The sequence below is a fragment of the Saccharopolyspora sp. NPDC000995 genome, from assembly GCF_053599315.1.
Window position 1 is genome coordinate 32,154 of the sequence record NZ_JBSFLZ010000007.1, and the last position, 16,970, is coordinate 49,123.

The 16,970-nt window shown below is 65.6% G+C and carries 11 protein-coding genes; 6 read left to right on the forward strand and 5 right to left on the reverse strand.

Annotated features, from left to right (window positions below):
* Positions 1–102 precede the first annotated feature (102 nt).
* Positions 103–3,261: a DISARM system SNF2-like helicase DrmD gene (drmD, locus tag ACWDKQ_RS04285; protein WP_450137310.1), complete on the forward strand. Its 3,159-nt coding sequence runs from the start codon at positions 103–105 to the stop codon at positions 3,259–3,261.
* Positions 3,261–7,259, forward strand: coding sequence for an Eco57I restriction-modification methylase domain-containing protein (locus tag ACWDKQ_RS04290; protein WP_450137311.1), 3,999 nt, complete (start codon positions 3,261–3,263; stop codon positions 7,257–7,259). Before drmD ends, ACWDKQ_RS04290 begins: the two co-directional genes overlap by 1 nt.
* A 51-nt stretch (positions 7,260–7,310) precedes the next feature.
* On the opposite strand, the gene ACWDKQ_RS04295 is transcribed toward ACWDKQ_RS04290, so the two are convergent.
* On the reverse strand, positions 7,311–7,523 hold the full coding sequence (locus tag ACWDKQ_RS04295; protein ID WP_450137312.1) for a DUF397 domain-containing protein: 213 nt from the start codon (positions 7,521–7,523) through the stop codon (positions 7,311–7,313).
* A gap of 20 nt (positions 7,524–7,543) precedes the next feature.
* Positions 7,544–8,401, reverse strand: a complete 858-nt coding sequence (locus ACWDKQ_RS04300; RefSeq protein ID WP_450137313.1) for a helix-turn-helix domain-containing protein — start codon at positions 8,399–8,401, stop codon at positions 7,544–7,546.
* A gap of 171 nt (positions 8,402–8,572) precedes the next feature.
* Between ACWDKQ_RS04300 and ACWDKQ_RS04305 the strand changes: the two genes are divergently transcribed.
* Together ACWDKQ_RS04305 and ACWDKQ_RS04310 are read left to right on the forward strand one after the other, a co-directional pair.
* Positions 8,573–8,785, forward strand: a complete 213-nt coding sequence (locus ACWDKQ_RS04305) for a zinc finger protein (RefSeq protein WP_450137314.1) — start codon at positions 8,573–8,575, stop codon at positions 8,783–8,785.
* Positions 8,786–8,828: 43 nt separating this feature from the next.
* The gene (locus ACWDKQ_RS04310) at positions 8,829–9,107 is read left to right on the forward strand and encodes a hypothetical protein (protein ID WP_450137315.1); all 279 of its coding nucleotides are present in this window, start codon (positions 8,829–8,831) and stop codon (positions 9,105–9,107) included.
* Positions 9,108–9,306: 199 nt separating this feature from the next.
* Here ACWDKQ_RS04310 and ACWDKQ_RS04315 read toward each other — a convergent pair whose 3' ends face one another.
* Both ACWDKQ_RS04315 and ACWDKQ_RS04320 read right to left on the reverse strand, forming a co-directional pair.
* Positions 9,307–9,843, reverse strand: a complete 537-nt coding sequence (locus ACWDKQ_RS04315) for a DUF3558 family protein (RefSeq protein WP_450137316.1) — start codon at positions 9,841–9,843, stop codon at positions 9,307–9,309.
* Positions 9,840–10,253, reverse strand: coding sequence for a hypothetical protein (locus ACWDKQ_RS04320; protein WP_450137317.1), 414 nt, complete (start codon positions 10,251–10,253; stop codon positions 9,840–9,842). The genes ACWDKQ_RS04315 and ACWDKQ_RS04320 overlap by 4 nt, the downstream gene beginning before the upstream one ends.
* A 289-nt stretch (positions 10,254–10,542) precedes the next feature.
* On the opposite strand from ACWDKQ_RS04320, the gene drmA reads away from it, so the two are divergent.
* The gene (drmA, locus tag ACWDKQ_RS04325) at positions 10,543–14,034 is read left to right on the forward strand and encodes a DISARM system helicase DrmA (RefSeq protein ID WP_450137318.1); all 3,492 of its coding nucleotides are present in this window, start codon (positions 10,543–10,545) and stop codon (positions 14,032–14,034) included.
* A 3-nt stretch (positions 14,035–14,037) separates the two neighbouring features.
* Positions 14,038–15,912, forward strand: coding sequence for a DrmB family protein (gene drmB / locus ACWDKQ_RS04330; protein ID WP_450137319.1), 1,875 nt, complete (start codon positions 14,038–14,040; stop codon positions 15,910–15,912).
* On the opposite strand, the gene ACWDKQ_RS04335 is transcribed toward drmB, so the two are convergent.
* Positions 15,884–16,963: a hypothetical protein gene (locus ACWDKQ_RS04335; protein ID WP_450137320.1), complete on the reverse strand. Its 1,080-nt coding sequence runs from the start codon at positions 16,961–16,963 to the stop codon at positions 15,884–15,886. The genes drmB and ACWDKQ_RS04335 overlap by 29 nt on opposite strands.
* Between the last annotated feature and the right edge of the window lie 7 nt (positions 16,964–16,970).

Below are 16,970 nucleotides of genomic sequence, written 5' to 3' on the forward strand. Positions count from 1 at the left end.
TGTTCCTCTCGATACTGGTAGCGCATGCTATCCAACTATTGGTGACAGCTATCGTTGCGGTGAGTAAAAAAGGGCAGGCTGTTGTCGACAGGAGGGGGCGGCTTGAGTACCGAGGCGACAGCGGCCGTGCCGGGTGAGGGGCAGCTGGTTACGGTGCGCAATCGGCAGTGGATTGCGTCGGACGTTGAACCCGGCGAAGTCGCCGACGGCGACCCGAAGGTGGTCAACAGGCTGCGTACCCACCTGGTGACGCTGGTAAGCATCGAGGACGATGCGCATGACGACGTGCTGCGGGTGGTGTGGGAGCTGGAATCCGGTGCGGTCGCCCACGACGGCAAGGTGCTTCCGTCTCCGGAACGTGGTTTCGACGCCCCGTCCGAACTGTCGGCATTCCTGCACGCCGTTCGCTGGGGAGCCATCGCCTCGGCCGATACGACCATGCTGCAGGCCCCGTTCCGCTCCGGCATTCAGATCGAGGATTACCAGCTTGACCCGGTGGTGCGCGCGCTGTCCATGCCGCGCACGAACCTGCTGATCGCCGACGACGTGGGCCTCGGCAAGACGATCGAGGCGGGGCTGGTGATGCAGGAGCTGATGCTGCGGCACCGCGCCCGTTCCATGCTGATCGTCTGCCCCGCCGGGCTGACCCGGCAGTGGCACGACGAGATGCGGGACAAGTTCGGGCTCGACTTCCGCATCGTCGACGCCGAGCTGCTGAAGCAGCTGCGACGCTCCCGGGGGCTGTACGCGAACCCTTGGACCCACTACCCGCGGTTGATCGTCAGCGTCGACTGGCTCAAGCGTGAACGGCCGATGCGCCTGCTGCATGAGGTGCTGCCCCCGGCACCGGGCTACCCGAGAAAATTCGACCTGCTGGTGGTGGACGAGATCCACACCTGTGCGCCGTCCGGCCGTGGCCGGTATGCGGTGGATTCATTGCGGACCAAGGCGATTCGTGCCCTGGCCCCGCACTGCGAACATCGGCTCTTCCTGTCGGCCACACCGCACAACGGCTATCTGGAGTCGTTCACCGCGCTGTTGGAAATGCTGGATGACCAGCGTTTCCACCGGGGTGTGCGGCCAGCCGAAGATCAGCTTGCCCGGGTCATGGTGCGCCGCCTGAAGCGGAGCCTGCCGCCGAAATGGGACGGTTCCCCGCGCTTTAGCGTCCGCAAGGTCGATTATCTGCCGGTCGCATACTCGCCGTCGGAGCGGGACGCGCACGGGCTGCTGGTCGAGTACATCGGCAGCCGGCGGTCCACAGCCACCGGCAAGGCGGCTCGGAACGCGGCCGATTTCGTGACGACGCTGCTCAAGCGGCGGTTGTTCTCTTCGGCGAAGGCGTTTCACCACACCGTTGAGAAGCACCTGCAGACGATGTCGACGCGTAAGGAGCCGACCGACGCTCAGGGCGGCCAGCTGCTCTTGCGGGACTGGTCCGACAAGCTTGACGAAACCGCCGAGGACGATGCCGCCTACGCCGAGACCGAGGCGGAAATGCTTAACGCGGTGGGTAAAAGCGCCCCGCCGTTGTCGGCGCACGAGCGGAAGCTGCTGACCGAACTGCGCGATTGGGCGCGGGACGCGCAGGATCGCGGCGACGCTAAGTTCGCCGCATTGCTCAGCTGGCTCAAGCCGATTGTGCCGGTCGATGGAGATTCCGTCGAGCGGGTCATTATTTTTACGGAGTATCGGGATACTCAGCGCTGGATCTTCGAGAGGCTGCTCGCCGCCGGCTACCCGAAGCAATGGCTGGCCCAGCTTTATGGCGGCCAAGATGAAAAAGAGCGTGAGCACGTGAAGAACGTGTTCACCGCGGATCCCGCGCTCGACGAGGTCCGTATTCTGATCGCGACCGATGCCGCGAGTGAGGGCATCAACCTGCAGTGGCACTGCCACCGGGTGCTGCACTGGGAGATCCCGTGGAACCCGAACCGGATGGAACAGCGCAATGGCCGTGTCGACCGGCACGGGCAACGCGCACCGGAGGTGGAGGTCCGGCACTTCGTCCCGAAGGACTGGCAGTCGAGCACCTTCGACACCGGTTCGCTGGAGGACGAACTGGACTTCCTGCGGGTGGCAGTGGAGAAGGTCGACCGGATCCGCGAGGACCTCGGCAGCGCAGGCGAGGTGATTACCGCGCAGGTCGAGCAGAAAATGCTGGGCAGGCGCACCGAATGGCAGACCGCCGATCAGGAGATCGACCGGCGGGCGTCGCGTGCCAGGCTCCGGGTGCGGCGTGATCTGGCGCGTGACGTAGAGAAACTCACCGAGGCGTTGACCAGTAGCCGCAGCCAACTTGACTTGACCGCGGGAACGATCGAGCAGGTCGTGCGGACCGCGCTACGGTTGGCACATCGCAAGGATCTTGGCGAGGCGCCGACGCCGGCGGGCCTGAATGTCCCGGTCTTCCGGCTTCCCGAATTGCCGGGCGCATGGGCGGCCGCTCGCAACGATGGCCTGCGGCACCCGGTTACCGGCGCCGAGCGGCCGATCACCTTCGATCAGGAGGCGGGCGCGGGACGCCCGGATGTGGTGGTGCTGCATCTCGGGCACAAGCTGGTGCAGATGTGCCTGCATCTGCTGCGCGCGGAGCTTTGGGCCGAACAGCGAGGCACTTCCGGCGTCGCCAAGCTCCACCGCGTCACAGCCCGGATTTTGCCCGGCAACGTTCTCCGCACCCCCGCTGTGGTCGCGCACGGGCGCTTGGTCGTCACCGGCAGCGAAGGCACCCGGCTCCACGAGGAGATCATGTCGGCGGGCGGGACGATCGAGCAGGGCAAGCTGGTCCGAGCGAACTGGGACGATGTCAGGTCCTGGTTGGCGGAAGCGTCCAGCGAACCGGTGCCGGAGTCGGTGCGGGGCCGCCTCGTCGAGTTGTGGTCCGATCTCGCCAAACCGCTGGCGGGTCTACTGCGGCGTCGCGCCGCCGACCGCACCCGGAGCATGCAGGCGCTGCTTCGGAACCGGTGTGAGGAGGAGGTGTCGGCCATCACCGCGGTGTTGGCGGAGCTGGAGCGGTCGATCCGTGCCGCGTTGACCGACAACGACTGGGAACAGCCGAGCCTGTTCGACGTCGATGAGCGCAATCAGCTCCGCGCGGACCACGACGCTTTGCTGTCCCGCCTCGGTACGATCCCGACTCAGCTTGAATCGGAGGTGGCCGTGCTGCGTCGCCGCTACGAGTCCCCGACCGACCGGTGGTTCCCGGCCGCCGTCGAATTCCTGGTTCCGGAACGGATCGCCCGGGAAGGTCGCTGATGCCCCGTCCATTCAAACCCAAGCCCCCGACCGCTGACGAGCAGCACGCCGAATGGCTCGGACTGCTGCGCGCGGAGGGTCCTTTTCTGGCGCTTCCGGTCCTGTCCAGGGCGTTCCCGCAAGGCTTGGACACGGTTCCTCAGGAGGTGCGGGCGCGGATTCGGCAGGCGTGGGCGGAGCGGTGTGAGGCGCCTGATGTCCTGACGCCCGGCTGGCAGGACCTGGTCCTCGGCGAGTTGCTGCGCTACCACTCCGCGACGATGAGCCCGCCCGCAGGTGCGCAGGGCCTGCAACCGGACGCGCTGATCTCCGGTCCCGGCGGTGCGATCCGCATGCACCTGTATCGGCGCGGAGCCCACGAACCGCTGACCACGTCGGTGCACGGGCGGCCCGCGTTGTCCGAGCAGGCGGCGCAAGTGTGCCGCGAGAGCGGGATTGCGCTGGCATTGCTGACCAACGGTCAGTTCTGGGTGCTGGTACATGCCAGGCCGAACGAGGCGACCAGCACGGCGGCGTTCGACGCCGACTTGTGGCTGGAAGAACCGGTGTTGCTGCGAGCGTTCGCCACGTTGTGTTCGTCGGGCCGCGTGCTGCCGCCGCCGACGCTGCCCGACGGGCGGCCGTCCACCAGCACGGCCGGGTTGTTCGCGGCGAGCGCGGCCGAGCACACCCATGTGACCAACACACTGGGCCAACAGGTCAGGCAGGCCGTGGAGCTGTTCGTGGCCGAGCTGGCACGGCTCGATAGGGAGAGCGACGGACGGCGGCTGGCATGGGTCTCCGAGCGGGACCTGTATCGCGGCGCGCTGACGACATTGATGCGTCTGGTGTTTCTGCTGTTCGCCGAGGAGCAGCGGTTGCTGCCGGTGACCGACCCGGTTTACGACGACGGTTACGCCGTCTCGACGTTGTTCGACCAGCTGGAAGCCGAGCGCAGTGTGCACGGCGACGAGGTCGGCGATCGCCGGTGCTCGGCCTGGCCGAGGCTGCTGGCCTTGTTCAAGGCGATTCATGGCGGCAGCGAGCACCCGAGATTCCGCATCCCGGCCTATGGCGGCTCGCTGTTCGATCCCAAGGCGTTCCCGTGGCTGGCTGACGCGGCGGTCACGGACCGAGTGGTGCGCACGATGCTGGACGCGCTGCTTATGCTGCGCCACAAGGGAAAAGCCGCCGAGCGGTTGAGCTATGCGCGGCTTGGCGTCGAGGAGATCGGGCATGTTTACGAGGGTTTGCTGGAGTTCTCCTGCCTGCGCGTTTCCGAGCCGTATGTCGGGTTGATCGGCAAGACCGAGCCGGAGGTGGCGCTGGCGGAACTCGAAGCGGTCCCGGATGGCGAACGCGCCGACTGGCTGCGGGAACAGTGCGGTCTCACCGAGCGGCAGGTGACCAAGGCGCTGGCCGCGCAGCCGAGCCCGCACCAACTCGGGGAGCTGCATGCGGCGTGCGACAACGACGACGAGCTGGCTGAGAAGGTGCGGCCGTTCTGGGGTTTGCTGCGGATCGATCTGCGTGGCCAGCCGACCGTGTTCCCGGCCGGCTCCGTGTTGTTCACTCAGCTCGGCCAGCGGCGCTCGACGGGCACGCATTACACCCCGAGGGCACTGGCGGAAGAGGTCGTCGAGCACACCTTGGCGCCGTTGTGCTACTCGCCGGGGCCAGCCGAGGGCGCCGAGCGGAAGGCGTGGCGAACCCGCAGCGCCGACGAGCTGCTGGCGTTGAAGGTCGTCGATCCCGCGATGGGCTCTGGCGCGTTTCTGGTGTCGGCGTGCCGGTACCTGGCCGACCGGATGCTGGAGGCATGGGACCGGGACGGGGTGCCGTCCCGGGTGGCGCGGTCGCTTGGAGCCGATGATGGCCGGGAGGGCCTGCTGCTGGAGGCGCGGCGGCTCGTGGCGTCCCGGTGCGTTTACGGCGTGGACCGGGACGACATGGCGACCGAGCTTGCGAAGCTGTCGCTTTGGCTGGTCACGCTGGCGAAGAACAAGCCGTTCGGCTTTCTCGACCACGCCCTGCGATGCGGGGATTCCCTGGTCGGCCTGGTGTCGGAGCGCCAGGTGACGGCGTTCCACCTGGACCCGTTGAGGGGGCGGGATATCGGCGCGACCCTGTTGAGCTCTCTCAACGACGAGATCGCCGGGGTGCTTTCCGATGCCGTTGAGCAGCGCGACAAGATCGAAGCCACCGTTGTCCAGGACGCCCACGATGCGGCGGAAAAGGCAAAACTGCTGGAGGCGGCTGAGAAGATGACCGAAAAGCTGCGGCTGGCGGCCGACGTCGTGGTCGGTGCCGCGCTCAGCACGGCCGCACAGGATCCCGACGATGACGACGCCGTCGACCTCGATACCCGCCTGATCGGGGTGTCTGGGGACATGGAGGCATTTCTGCGGCGGAAGAACGGCGAGAGCCGGGCGGAGGGACAGCTGCGGAACCTGATCGACAGCTGGTTGCGCGGGGCTCGGCCACAGCCGGTCCGGCCGTTCCACTGGCCGCTGGAGTTCCCCGAGGTGATGCGCCGGGGCGGCTTCGACGCGGTGATCGGCAACCCACCGTTCATCGGGGGAAAGCGGGTTTCGGGCGCAGTGGGCAAGGACATGCGTGAATACCTCAAGACCCACATCGCAGGAGGCAAACCGGGAAACGCTGACCTCTGTTCGTACTTTCTGCTGCGAAACCTGGATGTGAGCCACCGGGGGCGGGTCGGCATTATCGCTACCAACACCATCGCCCAGGGTGACACCCGGGAAGTCGGCCTGGATCAGGTTATCGGTGAAAAGGGCTGGTCGGTTTACCGGGCGGAGAAGTCGCAGCCGTGGCCCGGCACGGCATCGCTGGAAGTGTCGTTGCTATGGGTCGGAAACGTGGACGGGACGGAGTCCCGGTACCTCGACGGACGGGTGGTCAAGGGCATCACGCCGTCTTTGGAGCCCCAATCGCGGGTGTCGGGAAACCCGCATCGCCTGGTGGCGAATGAGGACATGTCGTTTCAAGGCGCCATTATCCTCGGACTCGGGTTCACCATGCCGCCCGAACAGGCGCAGGAGCTCATCAGCAAGGACCCACGGAACAAAGAAGTGCTGTTCCCGTACCTGAACGGTGACGACCTCAACTCCGACCCCGGCAGTAGGGCTAGCCGATGGGTGATTGACTTCAACGACTGGTCGATCGAGATGGCAATGTCGTATCCGGATGTATTTTCGATCGTGGAGCAGCAGGTCAAGCCTCAGCGGCAGCGAACAAAGCCAGACGGCAGCTACGTCCTGCGCAAACCGCTTCCACAGCGGTGGTGGCAGTACGCAGACAAGCGTCCCGCGCTGCGGAGGGCTATCGCTGAGCTGGATCGGGTGTTGGTGATTGCGCTGGTCAGTAAGACCGGGTTGCCGGTTTGGGCGCCGACCGGCCAGGTCTTCTCGCATATGCTCGGCGTCTTCGCGGTCGATCGGGATGCGTATCTGACGCTGCTGTCCAGCAGCATGCATTTCGTGTGGTGGACAACCAAGGGTGAGTCGACTCTTGAAACTCGCCTCCGCTACACGCCGTCTGACGGGTTCGAGACATTCCCGCAGCCGGTGTTGACCGCGCGGATGGATCAGGCCGGTGAGCAGTTGCACTCGTTCCGGCGGTCGGTGATGCGGGAGCGGAACCTCGGGCTCACCAAGCTCTACAACCTGGTGCACGACGCGTCGGTCACCGACGAGGATGTCCGGCGGCTGCGGGAAATCCACACCGAGGTCGACTACGCGACGGCCGAGGCATACGGCTGGGATCTCGAACTCGGCCACGATCATCACCCGACCCGTCAGGGGGAGCGCTTCATCATCGCGCCCGATGTGCGGGTGGAGGTGCTGGACCGGCTGCTGGAACTCAACCACGAGCGCTACGTCGAAGAACTCGCGAAGGGCCTGCACGGAAAGAAGAAGCGCAAGGCCAAGCGAGTGAAGTCAACGAGCGCCAAGCACCTGGAAGATGCCCTCTTCCCGCCCCCGGACGCCTTGTTCTGAACCGAGGGCTCCGTCCGATCGAGGTCGGACGGAGCCCTCGGTCAGTTTCGGTCAGCGCAGGTCGTGTTTACCGGTCTGCACGTCGCGTAGGAAGGCCGACCACGCCGAGGTCGTGAAGGGGAGAACTGGGCTGGCGTCGCCGAGCTTGCTGTCCTTGACGCCGGCGGCCCCTGGTACGTGCGCCACCATGACACAAGCGCCCCCACCGCCGTTGCTCCGGCTGCTCTTTCGCCACTGCGCCTGGGTGAAGTCGGGGGTGAACATGACGTGCTCCCTTGTTGTGCCTACAACTCGCGGGCGAGCCGGGTGAGGAAGGCGATCGACTCCTTCTGGCTCAACGCCTTGGCCCGCAGCGCGCTGTAGTTCAGGTTATACGTCTGAACTTCGTCCGGATCCTCCAAATAGACGCTGCCGGTGAGGAACTCGGTGAACGCCACGTCCGGGTCGTCGTGGTCGGGGAAGGACAGCAGGATGAACGGCGCGCCGAGCGCGGGTATCGCGCCGGCACTGAACGGCAGCACCTGAACCGTCACGTTCGGCAACTTGGCGCTGGTCACGAGGTGTTTGAGCTGCTCCCGTAGCACCTCGGGGCCGCCGACGAGCTGGCGCAGCGCCGACTCGTGGATGACCGTCCGCAGCGTCAGCGGATCCGTCTCGTGCAACCGCGCCTGCCGCTGCGCCCGCAGATCGGCACGCTCCTTCATGACGACCTCATCGGCCGTCGGTATCCACGCCCGGATGAGCTCGGTGGCGTAGCGCTCGGTCTGCAGCAGCCCGGGAATCAGCTCCGCGGCGAACTCCCGCACCTCGGTCGCCTCGGACTCCAGCCCGACGTATTCCTCGAAGTTCGACGCCAGCGTGTCCTGCCCATACCGCTGCCACCAGCCCTTCTGCCTGGCCTGCAAGGCGAGCGCGACATACTGGTCGCGTTCGGCTTCGGGGACGCCATAAACCGTGGCCAGGGCAATGACTTCGGCAGGGCCAGCGCCCTTCTCGGCGTTCTCGAAACGACTGAGCTTCGCCTTCGACCAGTCCAGGGCCCCCACCACATCGTCCTGGCGCAGCCCGGCTTCCGCGCGCCAACGCCGGATTCCCCGGGTGAGCTTGCGCAGCCGCACCGTCGGACTGACCCGCTCTTCCATCGTGTCCTCCTCGTATCCCGATCGCTGTGTCGATCATGACAGAGGCTGAAACTTCCGCGCATTCACTCATTTGTGTGCAAAATCGGTAGATCAGGTTTTCGTAGTTGCAAATGTGGAAGTTTCACGAGATCTTCGTTTCAGTTCTGATCTTGAGCGGTGAAGGGAAATCCCGTGAACGAGTACCTGACCTACATCTGGCGTCCGGTGACCGGCGGGCGTCACGCATTTCCCATCGCGGCGAAGAAAACCCCGGCCGGCGAGCGGGTCGCGGCCTACTGCGGTGCGGAGGCCGACTCGGCCGAACTACACGACCGCACCGAGGTGGACTGGATCCGCGAGGACACCTGCATGAAGTGCTGGCGGATCATCGCCGACCGCAACTGACCGGCTACGTCGCCCGTTCGTCCTTCGCAATCAAGGAGATTCCATGTTCTGGCTGCAGCTGAGCACGCTCGTGCTGATCAACCTGCTCATCGTCGCGCTGATCGCCAGCTCCACCACACTGCGGTTCCCGCTGTTCACCCGAGTTCAGCATGTGGGAGCGGATGAAGGCAGCTACAACGTCTGGGATCTCATCGCTCAGGTCGAAGCCGAACGCGATGCCGAACAGGATCGCCTAGTGGAGCGGCCACATCGGGCTGAGCCACCTCGTTTCCCGCAATTTGACCCCGACGAACCCACGGGACGGCATCACCTCCGCCCCTAGCAGTAAAGCCTTCAAAAGTGCGGGCTGCGGTAAGAAACCGGAAGCTCCGCCCCCCCAACGGCTCCCCCGAGCCGGGCCGGTGCGGCTGCCTTCCCCGACGCGCCGCATCGGCCCACCTCCGGTGGCCGGGCGCACCGAACCCCTCCCACCCGCGCCCGGCCACCGTCGCCTCAACAGCACAGTGGCCGCAAGGCCTGGCTCACTTCGGGAGCCTGGAAGCGGTCTGGTTGGCGATCTTCTCCGCTTCGGCACACGCATCAACGGAATCCCGCATGGCGCCGCTGACCATGTAAATCGCGACGCCTCCGCCGGTGTCGACAAGGACGGTGCAGCCCCCGGTCCCACTTACCCCAGCCTCAGCGGCCAGGGCACCGGTACGACCACCAAAGGCTTTGTCGTTGTAGAAGTCCCAACTTCCGTTCTCCCGGTATGAAGCCACGGTTTCGTCAAGGTTCTTCTGCAAGGTGAGGTCCATCTTCTCGCCGACCCACCTGCAGCCGGGCTCGAAGCTCAAGGGCGAAAAGGTCTCGCTCTGGGTAGGAAGACCCCAGGACGTCAGCTCATCTGCTTTGAAAAACGTACATGGGTCGAAACTCGCCAGCGCGCGCCCTGGAGCAGGAGAGGTGGACGTCTTTTCCGTATCGCCGTCGCTGCGTTTCCCGCTAGAGCACGCCGCAAGCCCAATCAGGGCTAGGCCGGCAGCACCTGCGATCAGTGACCGGGAGAACACACTCACTGCATACCTCGCCTCAAGTCGTCGGCGTTCTGCTCGTCGGTGGCACGATAGTCCCTGGCAGCAGCCCGGAAAGCGTCGGCTTGCTTCTTCAGCTCTTCCTGCATCTGCCGGATCAACGCGAACGCCCCAGCCTGCGGGTCGTTCGCTTTGTCCTCGAAACGCTTAGCCAACTGCTGGCCGTCCGGATAGCTGCCCAGCCCCGCAACGCGGGCGATCGCTCGCGCTTGGGTGAACAGAGTCCGCAAAGACTCCCTCTCGTCTTCGCAGCGTTTGGCGGCTTTCTCTGCGGCTTCGGGGTCGAGTGTGAGTTTCCCAGCACCCACCTGCTGGTTGATCCACTGCGTCTGCGCCGCGATGGCCCGCAGCCCTTCCTGCGCTCCGGTGAAGGCGATGTCCGCCGCTTCTGTCATCCCAGCCCCCTCTGGACTCTGCGATCTTCCCCCGAGATCGATTGACACTTTAGCCTGACACTGCCCTGGCTGAGACGGCTTCGACGAACTCGCTCACCTCGAAAATCACCCGGTCTTTCACCGGGTAAACCCCACTGCATAAAGGATTGGTCACAGATCGTGAATAAACAGGTGCCTACACTGTTGGCAGATCGCGCAGCTTTCGCGGGTACCGATCGGACTTCTTCAACCGTGTCCTGACGTTCCGGCCCCCAAACCGCTGTCGCCCCTGTTCGCTACGGTACGTCCTGTGGATGAACTGCCCGTGCTCGAAGCACCGACCGAAGCGGCGATCCGCGACGAACTGCAGCGGCTCGTCGTGGCCGACCTGCACGGCCCGCTCGGCGGCGAGGACGAGGAGTTCCTCAGCAGCGAAAACCCCATTGACCGGTACCCGTTGGGGCGGCTGGCGCCGAAGAACCAGACGATCGACCCGAATATCCAGGAAGATTTGGCCGAAGCCGACGGCGCCGACACCTCGGACCCCGACCCGGAGCCCAGCTCGCCGAACGTGCCGAGCCTCAATCCATCGGCGATGGGCTTCACCGCGCACGTGCTCGACGACGTCGTCCAGCTACGGGTCACCGCGAGGTGGGCGCGATACGAGCAGGTGCGCTCCGAGCGCGAGGACACCGCCGGACGCCTGGTGTGGAAGCGCGTGCAAGCGGGCGGAACGGTGCCGGTGCCGCTCGTCGCCGAGGGAGACTTCGAACCCACCGCGCCGGACCCGGATCAACCGGATGTGGTGGTACGCGGCCGGATCAGGCGCGTCGAAGGCAACTGGTTGGTGTCGCTGTTCCTGGAAAATCAGCAGAGTCAACCCGACAAGAAACGGCATGCCCCGTCGTGGATCTTCCAGGTCGAGCTGGCAGCCGAAAGCCCGACTGGTGCGGCCGCGTTCCTGCCCCGGCCCGACAGGGACCGGGGAAGTGACGCCGAGGACCGTGCGGAGCAACGCCGGCTCGCCATGGCCTACCGGTTTCACCCAGAGTTCGCGACCGGCAGTGGCACCGCGGTGCACGCCACCATCTCCGGGGACAACCCGATGCGGGCAACGAAGATCCGCACCCGCAGCATGCCGGAATACGAGATCCCGGCGACCGATGTCCCGCGCCCGGACACCGACCCCGACCTTCCCGAGCTGGCCGAACTCGAACTGGGCATGAACCGGCTCGCCGACCTCGCCGAAGCCGGTGCCGAGCCACTCACGGCAGTCCTTGAACCGCTGGTCAGCGGGTACCGGTCATGGATCAAGCGAAATCTGGCCGCCATCGAGGAAACCGACCAGCACCTTGACGAGTTCGCCGAAACCGCACGCGACAACCTCGCCGTGGCGGGCGCGGCCGCCGACCGCATCGAGGCCGGCATCAGATCGCTACACGACGACACCGCACGGCGGGCGTTCGCCTTCGCCAACCGCGCGATGCATTTCCAGCGGCTACATACCCAGATCGCGGCTAAACGGCGGGTCGAACCGGGCCGGGGTCTCGACGACATCGCCGCCGAGGTCACCGCCGCCGACACGCCGCGCTGGCGGCCATTCCAGCTCGCGTTCGTCCTGCTGAACCTGCCGGCCCTGGCCAACCCGCAACACCCGGAACGCTCCGGCACCAGGGAACAGTCCATCGCCGACCTGCTGTGGTTCCCGACCGGTGGTGGTAAGACCGAGGCGTACCTCGGGCTGACCGCGTTCACCATCGCGGTCCGCAGGCTCCAGCCCAGCTACGGTGACCTCGACGCGCACGGCGGAGTCGCCGTCCTGATGCGCTACACACTGCGGCTGCTGACGATTCAGCAGTTCGAACGTGCCACCACGCTGATCTGCGCCGCCGAAAACCTCCGGTGTGAGGATCCGGAAACCTGGGGAGAAAAGCCCTTCCGCATCGGCCTTTGGGTCGGTGCCCGGGTCACCCCTAACAAGACAGACAAAGCCGAGACCTGGCTCAAGGAACTCAAGCGTCAACGTGGCCGAACCGGACGTGGCCAGGGCTCGCCGCATCAGCTCACGAGCTGCCCCTGGTGTGGCAGTGCCATCGAGCCCGGGCGCGACATCAGCGTGGACGTCAAGACCTACCGCCGGACCCGGGTGATCTGCCCGGACGTCTTCTGTCCATTCGGGACCGTGCTGTCGGTCGAAGGCTTGCCGATTCTGGTGGTGGATGAGGAGATCTACCGGCACCCGCCGGCTCTCCTGATCGGCACCGTGGACAAGTTCGCCCAGCTACCGTGGCAAGGCGAGACGGCCACTCTATTCGGTGCGGTCAGCAAGCAATGCGAACGGCATGGCTACGTCACCGAGGACATCGCGGCGACCGACTGGGAGAGCACCCGGCATCCAGCGACGAACGACGCCCCGGCGGCACGGACCGTCGGCTGCACCAGGCTCCGCCCGCCAGAGTTGATCATTCAGGATGAGTTGCACCTGATCACCGGGCCATTGGGTTCCCTGGTCGGGCTCTACGAGAGCGCCGTCGATCGCCTGGCGAGCTGGCGGGACCCAGAGACAGGTCGCATGGTGCGGCCGAAGGTTGTCGCCAGCACCGCCACGGTCCGGCGCGCCAACCGGCAGATCGGTTCGCTGTTCGACCGGCAGACGCAGGTGTTCCCGCCCGCTGGGCTGACCGCCGCCGACAACTTCTTCGCCCGTCAACGGGACACCGCCAAGCAGCCAGGACGGCGGTATGTTGGGATCTGCGCGCATGGCACCCGTATCAAGTCCACCATGATCCGCGTTTACGTGTCAGTTCTCGGCGCCGCCCAGCGGCTGCACGACAAGTACGGACGCAACCCGATTACCGACCCGTATATGACCTTGGTTGGCTACTTCAACAGCCTTCGCGACCTCGGTGGGATGCGCCGGCTCGCCGACGACGACGTCAGCAGCCGTCTCAAGCGAGCGGACGCCCGTGGGCTGACCAAACGATTCGACCTGGAAATAAGGGAGCTGACCTCACGGCTGTCATCCGACGAGATCAGGCCCCTGCTGGACCGGCTGTCGGTTGCCTTTCCGCGCAGGCGCGACACGCCCCGCCCGATCGACCTGCTGCTGGCGACGAACATGATCGCGGTCGGTGTCGACGTGTCCCGGCTCGGCGTGATGGTGGTGTGCAACCAGCCCAAGTCCACCGCCGAATACATCCAGGCGACCAGCCGTGTCGGCCGTGCCGCGCCCGGACTCGTGTTCACGGTGTACAACTGGGCGCGCCCACGGGACCTGTCGCATTACGAAGGATTCGAGCACTTCCACGCCACCGCCTACCGCCACGTCGAAGCGCTCTCGGTCACACCCTTCGCGGAACGAGCCGTGGACCGCGGGCTGACTGGTGTGCTGGTGTCCCTGGTCCGCGGACGCAACCTGGCACACAACGGCAACCTGCGCGCCCAGGATTTCGACCGCGATTCCGAGGTGGCCGACCACATCGTCGGCTACCTCAAACGCCGGGCTCAGGACGCCAGCCGGGAAAGGGCAATCGGGCAGCGAGTGGAAACCGAACTCGAGGACCGGCTGCGCCATTGGAATCAGCAGCGGTCGATCTCGGGCCGTCGGCTTGCCTACTCGAAACCGCCGAAGGCCGACGACATCGCGGGACTTCTGCACCATCCCTCCGAGGGAGCGTGGCGGCAGACAACCTGCCCAAACTCGCTGCGCGACGTCGAGCCCGCGATTCCGTTGCTGCTGCGACCAACCGACACGGACACCGCCGAACCACCGTTCCGGCCGCCGTCGAACGACGAGGAGTGACCAGTGACCGAGGTGGGGACCGACCGGGAGATCCGGGTCGGGGCGCTTCGTCCGAATCAGCTGCTGCACACCTATGGTGTGGGCGCGATGGCCGACCTGCCCAATCTGTCCGTGGTGATGCTCGGGCTGGACTACTGGAACCTTGAACGATCCCGGACCGTGCAGGAGGAGCGCCTCCTCGCCGCGGTGCGCGCCAAGCTCGGCAACCAGGTCGATACGTTGCGGCTCCCGCCCTACCTGCCTGAAACCGGGGACCCCTTCGCCGAATGGACGCGAGTGGGCGTTCCGGTCGGGCTCTTTCCGGGCTGGCTCCGGTGCACGAACTGTGGACGGCTCGGGCGGGTAGGAGACGGGCTCTTTTATCGCCTGGACAACGTGGTCCGGCCCGAGCAGACCCGCTTCGTTCACGACTGCCGAGGAAAGGGATACGGCCGCCCGGTCGCGGTCCCGGCCCGTTTCGTGCTGGCCTGCGCGGACGGACATCTCGACGACTTCCCGTGGTTGTATTTCGTGCATCGTGGAGGGCATCCCGGGCCGGGGCATTCACTGAAGATGAGCGAAACCGGCAGCACCGGTGAGGCCGCTGATGTGTTCGTCACGTGCGACCAAGACGGGTGTGCGAGCCGCCCCATGTCGGAGGCATTCGGGGATGCCGCCGAGCAGAACCTGCCGGCCTGCCGAGGACGTCACCCGCATCTCGGGACGTTCAGTGAATGCGCACGGCAAACCCGCACACTGGTGTTGGGCGCGACGAACAGCTGGTTTCCCATGCAGCTGCGTGCGATCACGTTGCCGCGCGCTAAGAACCCGATCGATCATCTCGTGGCGGAGTACGCCGAACAGCTGCAGTTGCTCGCCGCGCTCGATGAGACAACGGCGAAACGCCTGATGCCCACGCAGACCTGCTGGCCGCAGTTGGAGCCCTACGGCCCCGACGCCGTCTGGCAGGCACTCAAGCGGCACTCGGCCGCCGACGACTCGGCCGAGGAAGCAGTCGAAGACCTCCGGACACCGGAGTGGAAGGCGTTCACGGACGCCGAGACGATCAACCTTCCGGATTTCACCACCAAGCACGAGGGCGTGCCGCAGACGGCCAAGAAATGGCTGGACAGAGTCGTACTGGTGCCACGGCTGCGCGAAGTAGCGGCGCTCTACGGGTTCACCCGCATCGATGCGCCGGAATGGGACGTGCAGGACACGCCTAGCGATCGGTCCGCACCATTGTCCAGCGCAGACCCGAGCTGGGTTCCGTGTGCGGAGATGCGTGGCGAGGGGATCTTCCTGCGATTTAACGAGGAACGAGTAGCGACGTGGGAACGGAACCCGGAGGCGCGCAAACGCGAGCGCACCGTGTTGGTTCCCGCATTCAAGAAGTGGTGCCAACAGCGCCGACTTCCCGATAACGACTGGCCCGGCCTTCGCTACGTTCTGCTGCACACGGTAGCCCATGTGCTTATTCGTGAGCTCGCACTGGAATCCGGATACAGCGCGGCCGGCATCGGTGAACGGATCTACGCGACCGACGGGTCGGCGCCGATGGCGGGCATCCTGCTCTACACCGCCGCACCGGACAGCGAGGGAACGTTGGGCGGCCTGGTGTCGCTCGGCAGCAAGGAAAGGCTTGGTCAGCTGATAGAACGTGCACTCGACGCGGCGACGCGGTGCAGCTCAGACCCGTTGTGCTCTGAGCATGATCCGACAACGCACGGCCGATTGCACGGTGCGGCCTGCCATGCGTGTCTGTTCGCCTCAGAAACCAGCTGTGAGCGGGGAAATCACTTCCTGGACCGGGCACTGCTGGTCGACACGCTCGCGCACTCTGGGCTCGCGTTCTTCACCGGCGCGGCGGTCAGTCGTCGAGCACCTCGAACTCCGTGACCGCGCTCAGTTCTGGCTGCCTTCCGGAGGTTTTCACCAGACCAACCGCGCGCACCCGCTTCCTGCCCGGATGGGACTCGTGAGCCAGTTCGTAATACCGGCTGGGCAGGACAACAAGGACCCGCTCCGTTGATCGGCCCTGCGGCGTCGTCAGCACCCCTGCTATCACGACCACGCCCTGTTTGTCCGGTCGGTAGCTGCGAAGTTCGACGACCCGTCCCTCGATCTGAGCCTCTCGGTGCGCAGGCAAATCCCTCAGGTACTGGCCGGCCTTCTTGATGCGGCTGATCGACTCGGTGTCGAAGTGAAGATCTGGGGTGGGCCGTTGCATCGGCAGCGTCGCAGCCCAGGCGAACTTGATCTCGAACGGGCTGTTCCCGAGCGCACCTATACTGCTCAACGCCTCGCATAGATTGGCTGAAACACCACTGGCGATATGCTCGGCGAACGGCCTTGATCCGTCGGGCAGGTCGGTGTCCGCGGCCGCTCTGTGCGCCGAATTCATGGCCAGATGGAGAAGGTCCAGGACTCTCCGCGATGGCGAGCCGGCCGGGCTGCCAGCACCCGTCAGCGGTGTTTCAACGCGGAAAATGTAGCTACCAGGAGCCGTCTGCCCTAGCCGGACGCCGCCGATGAAATCCCACGCTTCCGGCGGTTTCTGGCTGGGCAGCACGGCCATCGGCTCAAGTAGGTGTGCCGAGGTCGCCGCGGATAGGAAAAGATCGTGAACTCCCTTGACTGCCTGATAACCGTGATGCAGCGGAGTCGTACCACTGGGCGAGTCCGGCATGGTACGGATGTACTGGACGTCAACCTGAACCGACAGTAAGTCTTGCAACACGTCGGCGGGTTCGCGCTGCTCGACGTCCGCCACCGTGGTGAGCAGTTCTATCATCCGCCGCGGGTAGTCGCGGAACGTGTTGTTGGGCGGAGCTAGGACGTCGGTCTCGTTCCCCGCGGGGCCGTGTGTCCAGATCGTCGCTTGGTTGTAGTGGTCGGCTTCGTACCAGCCTGATGCCCGTAGATAGGTGGCGATGTCCTCGGGTTTCACTGCGACG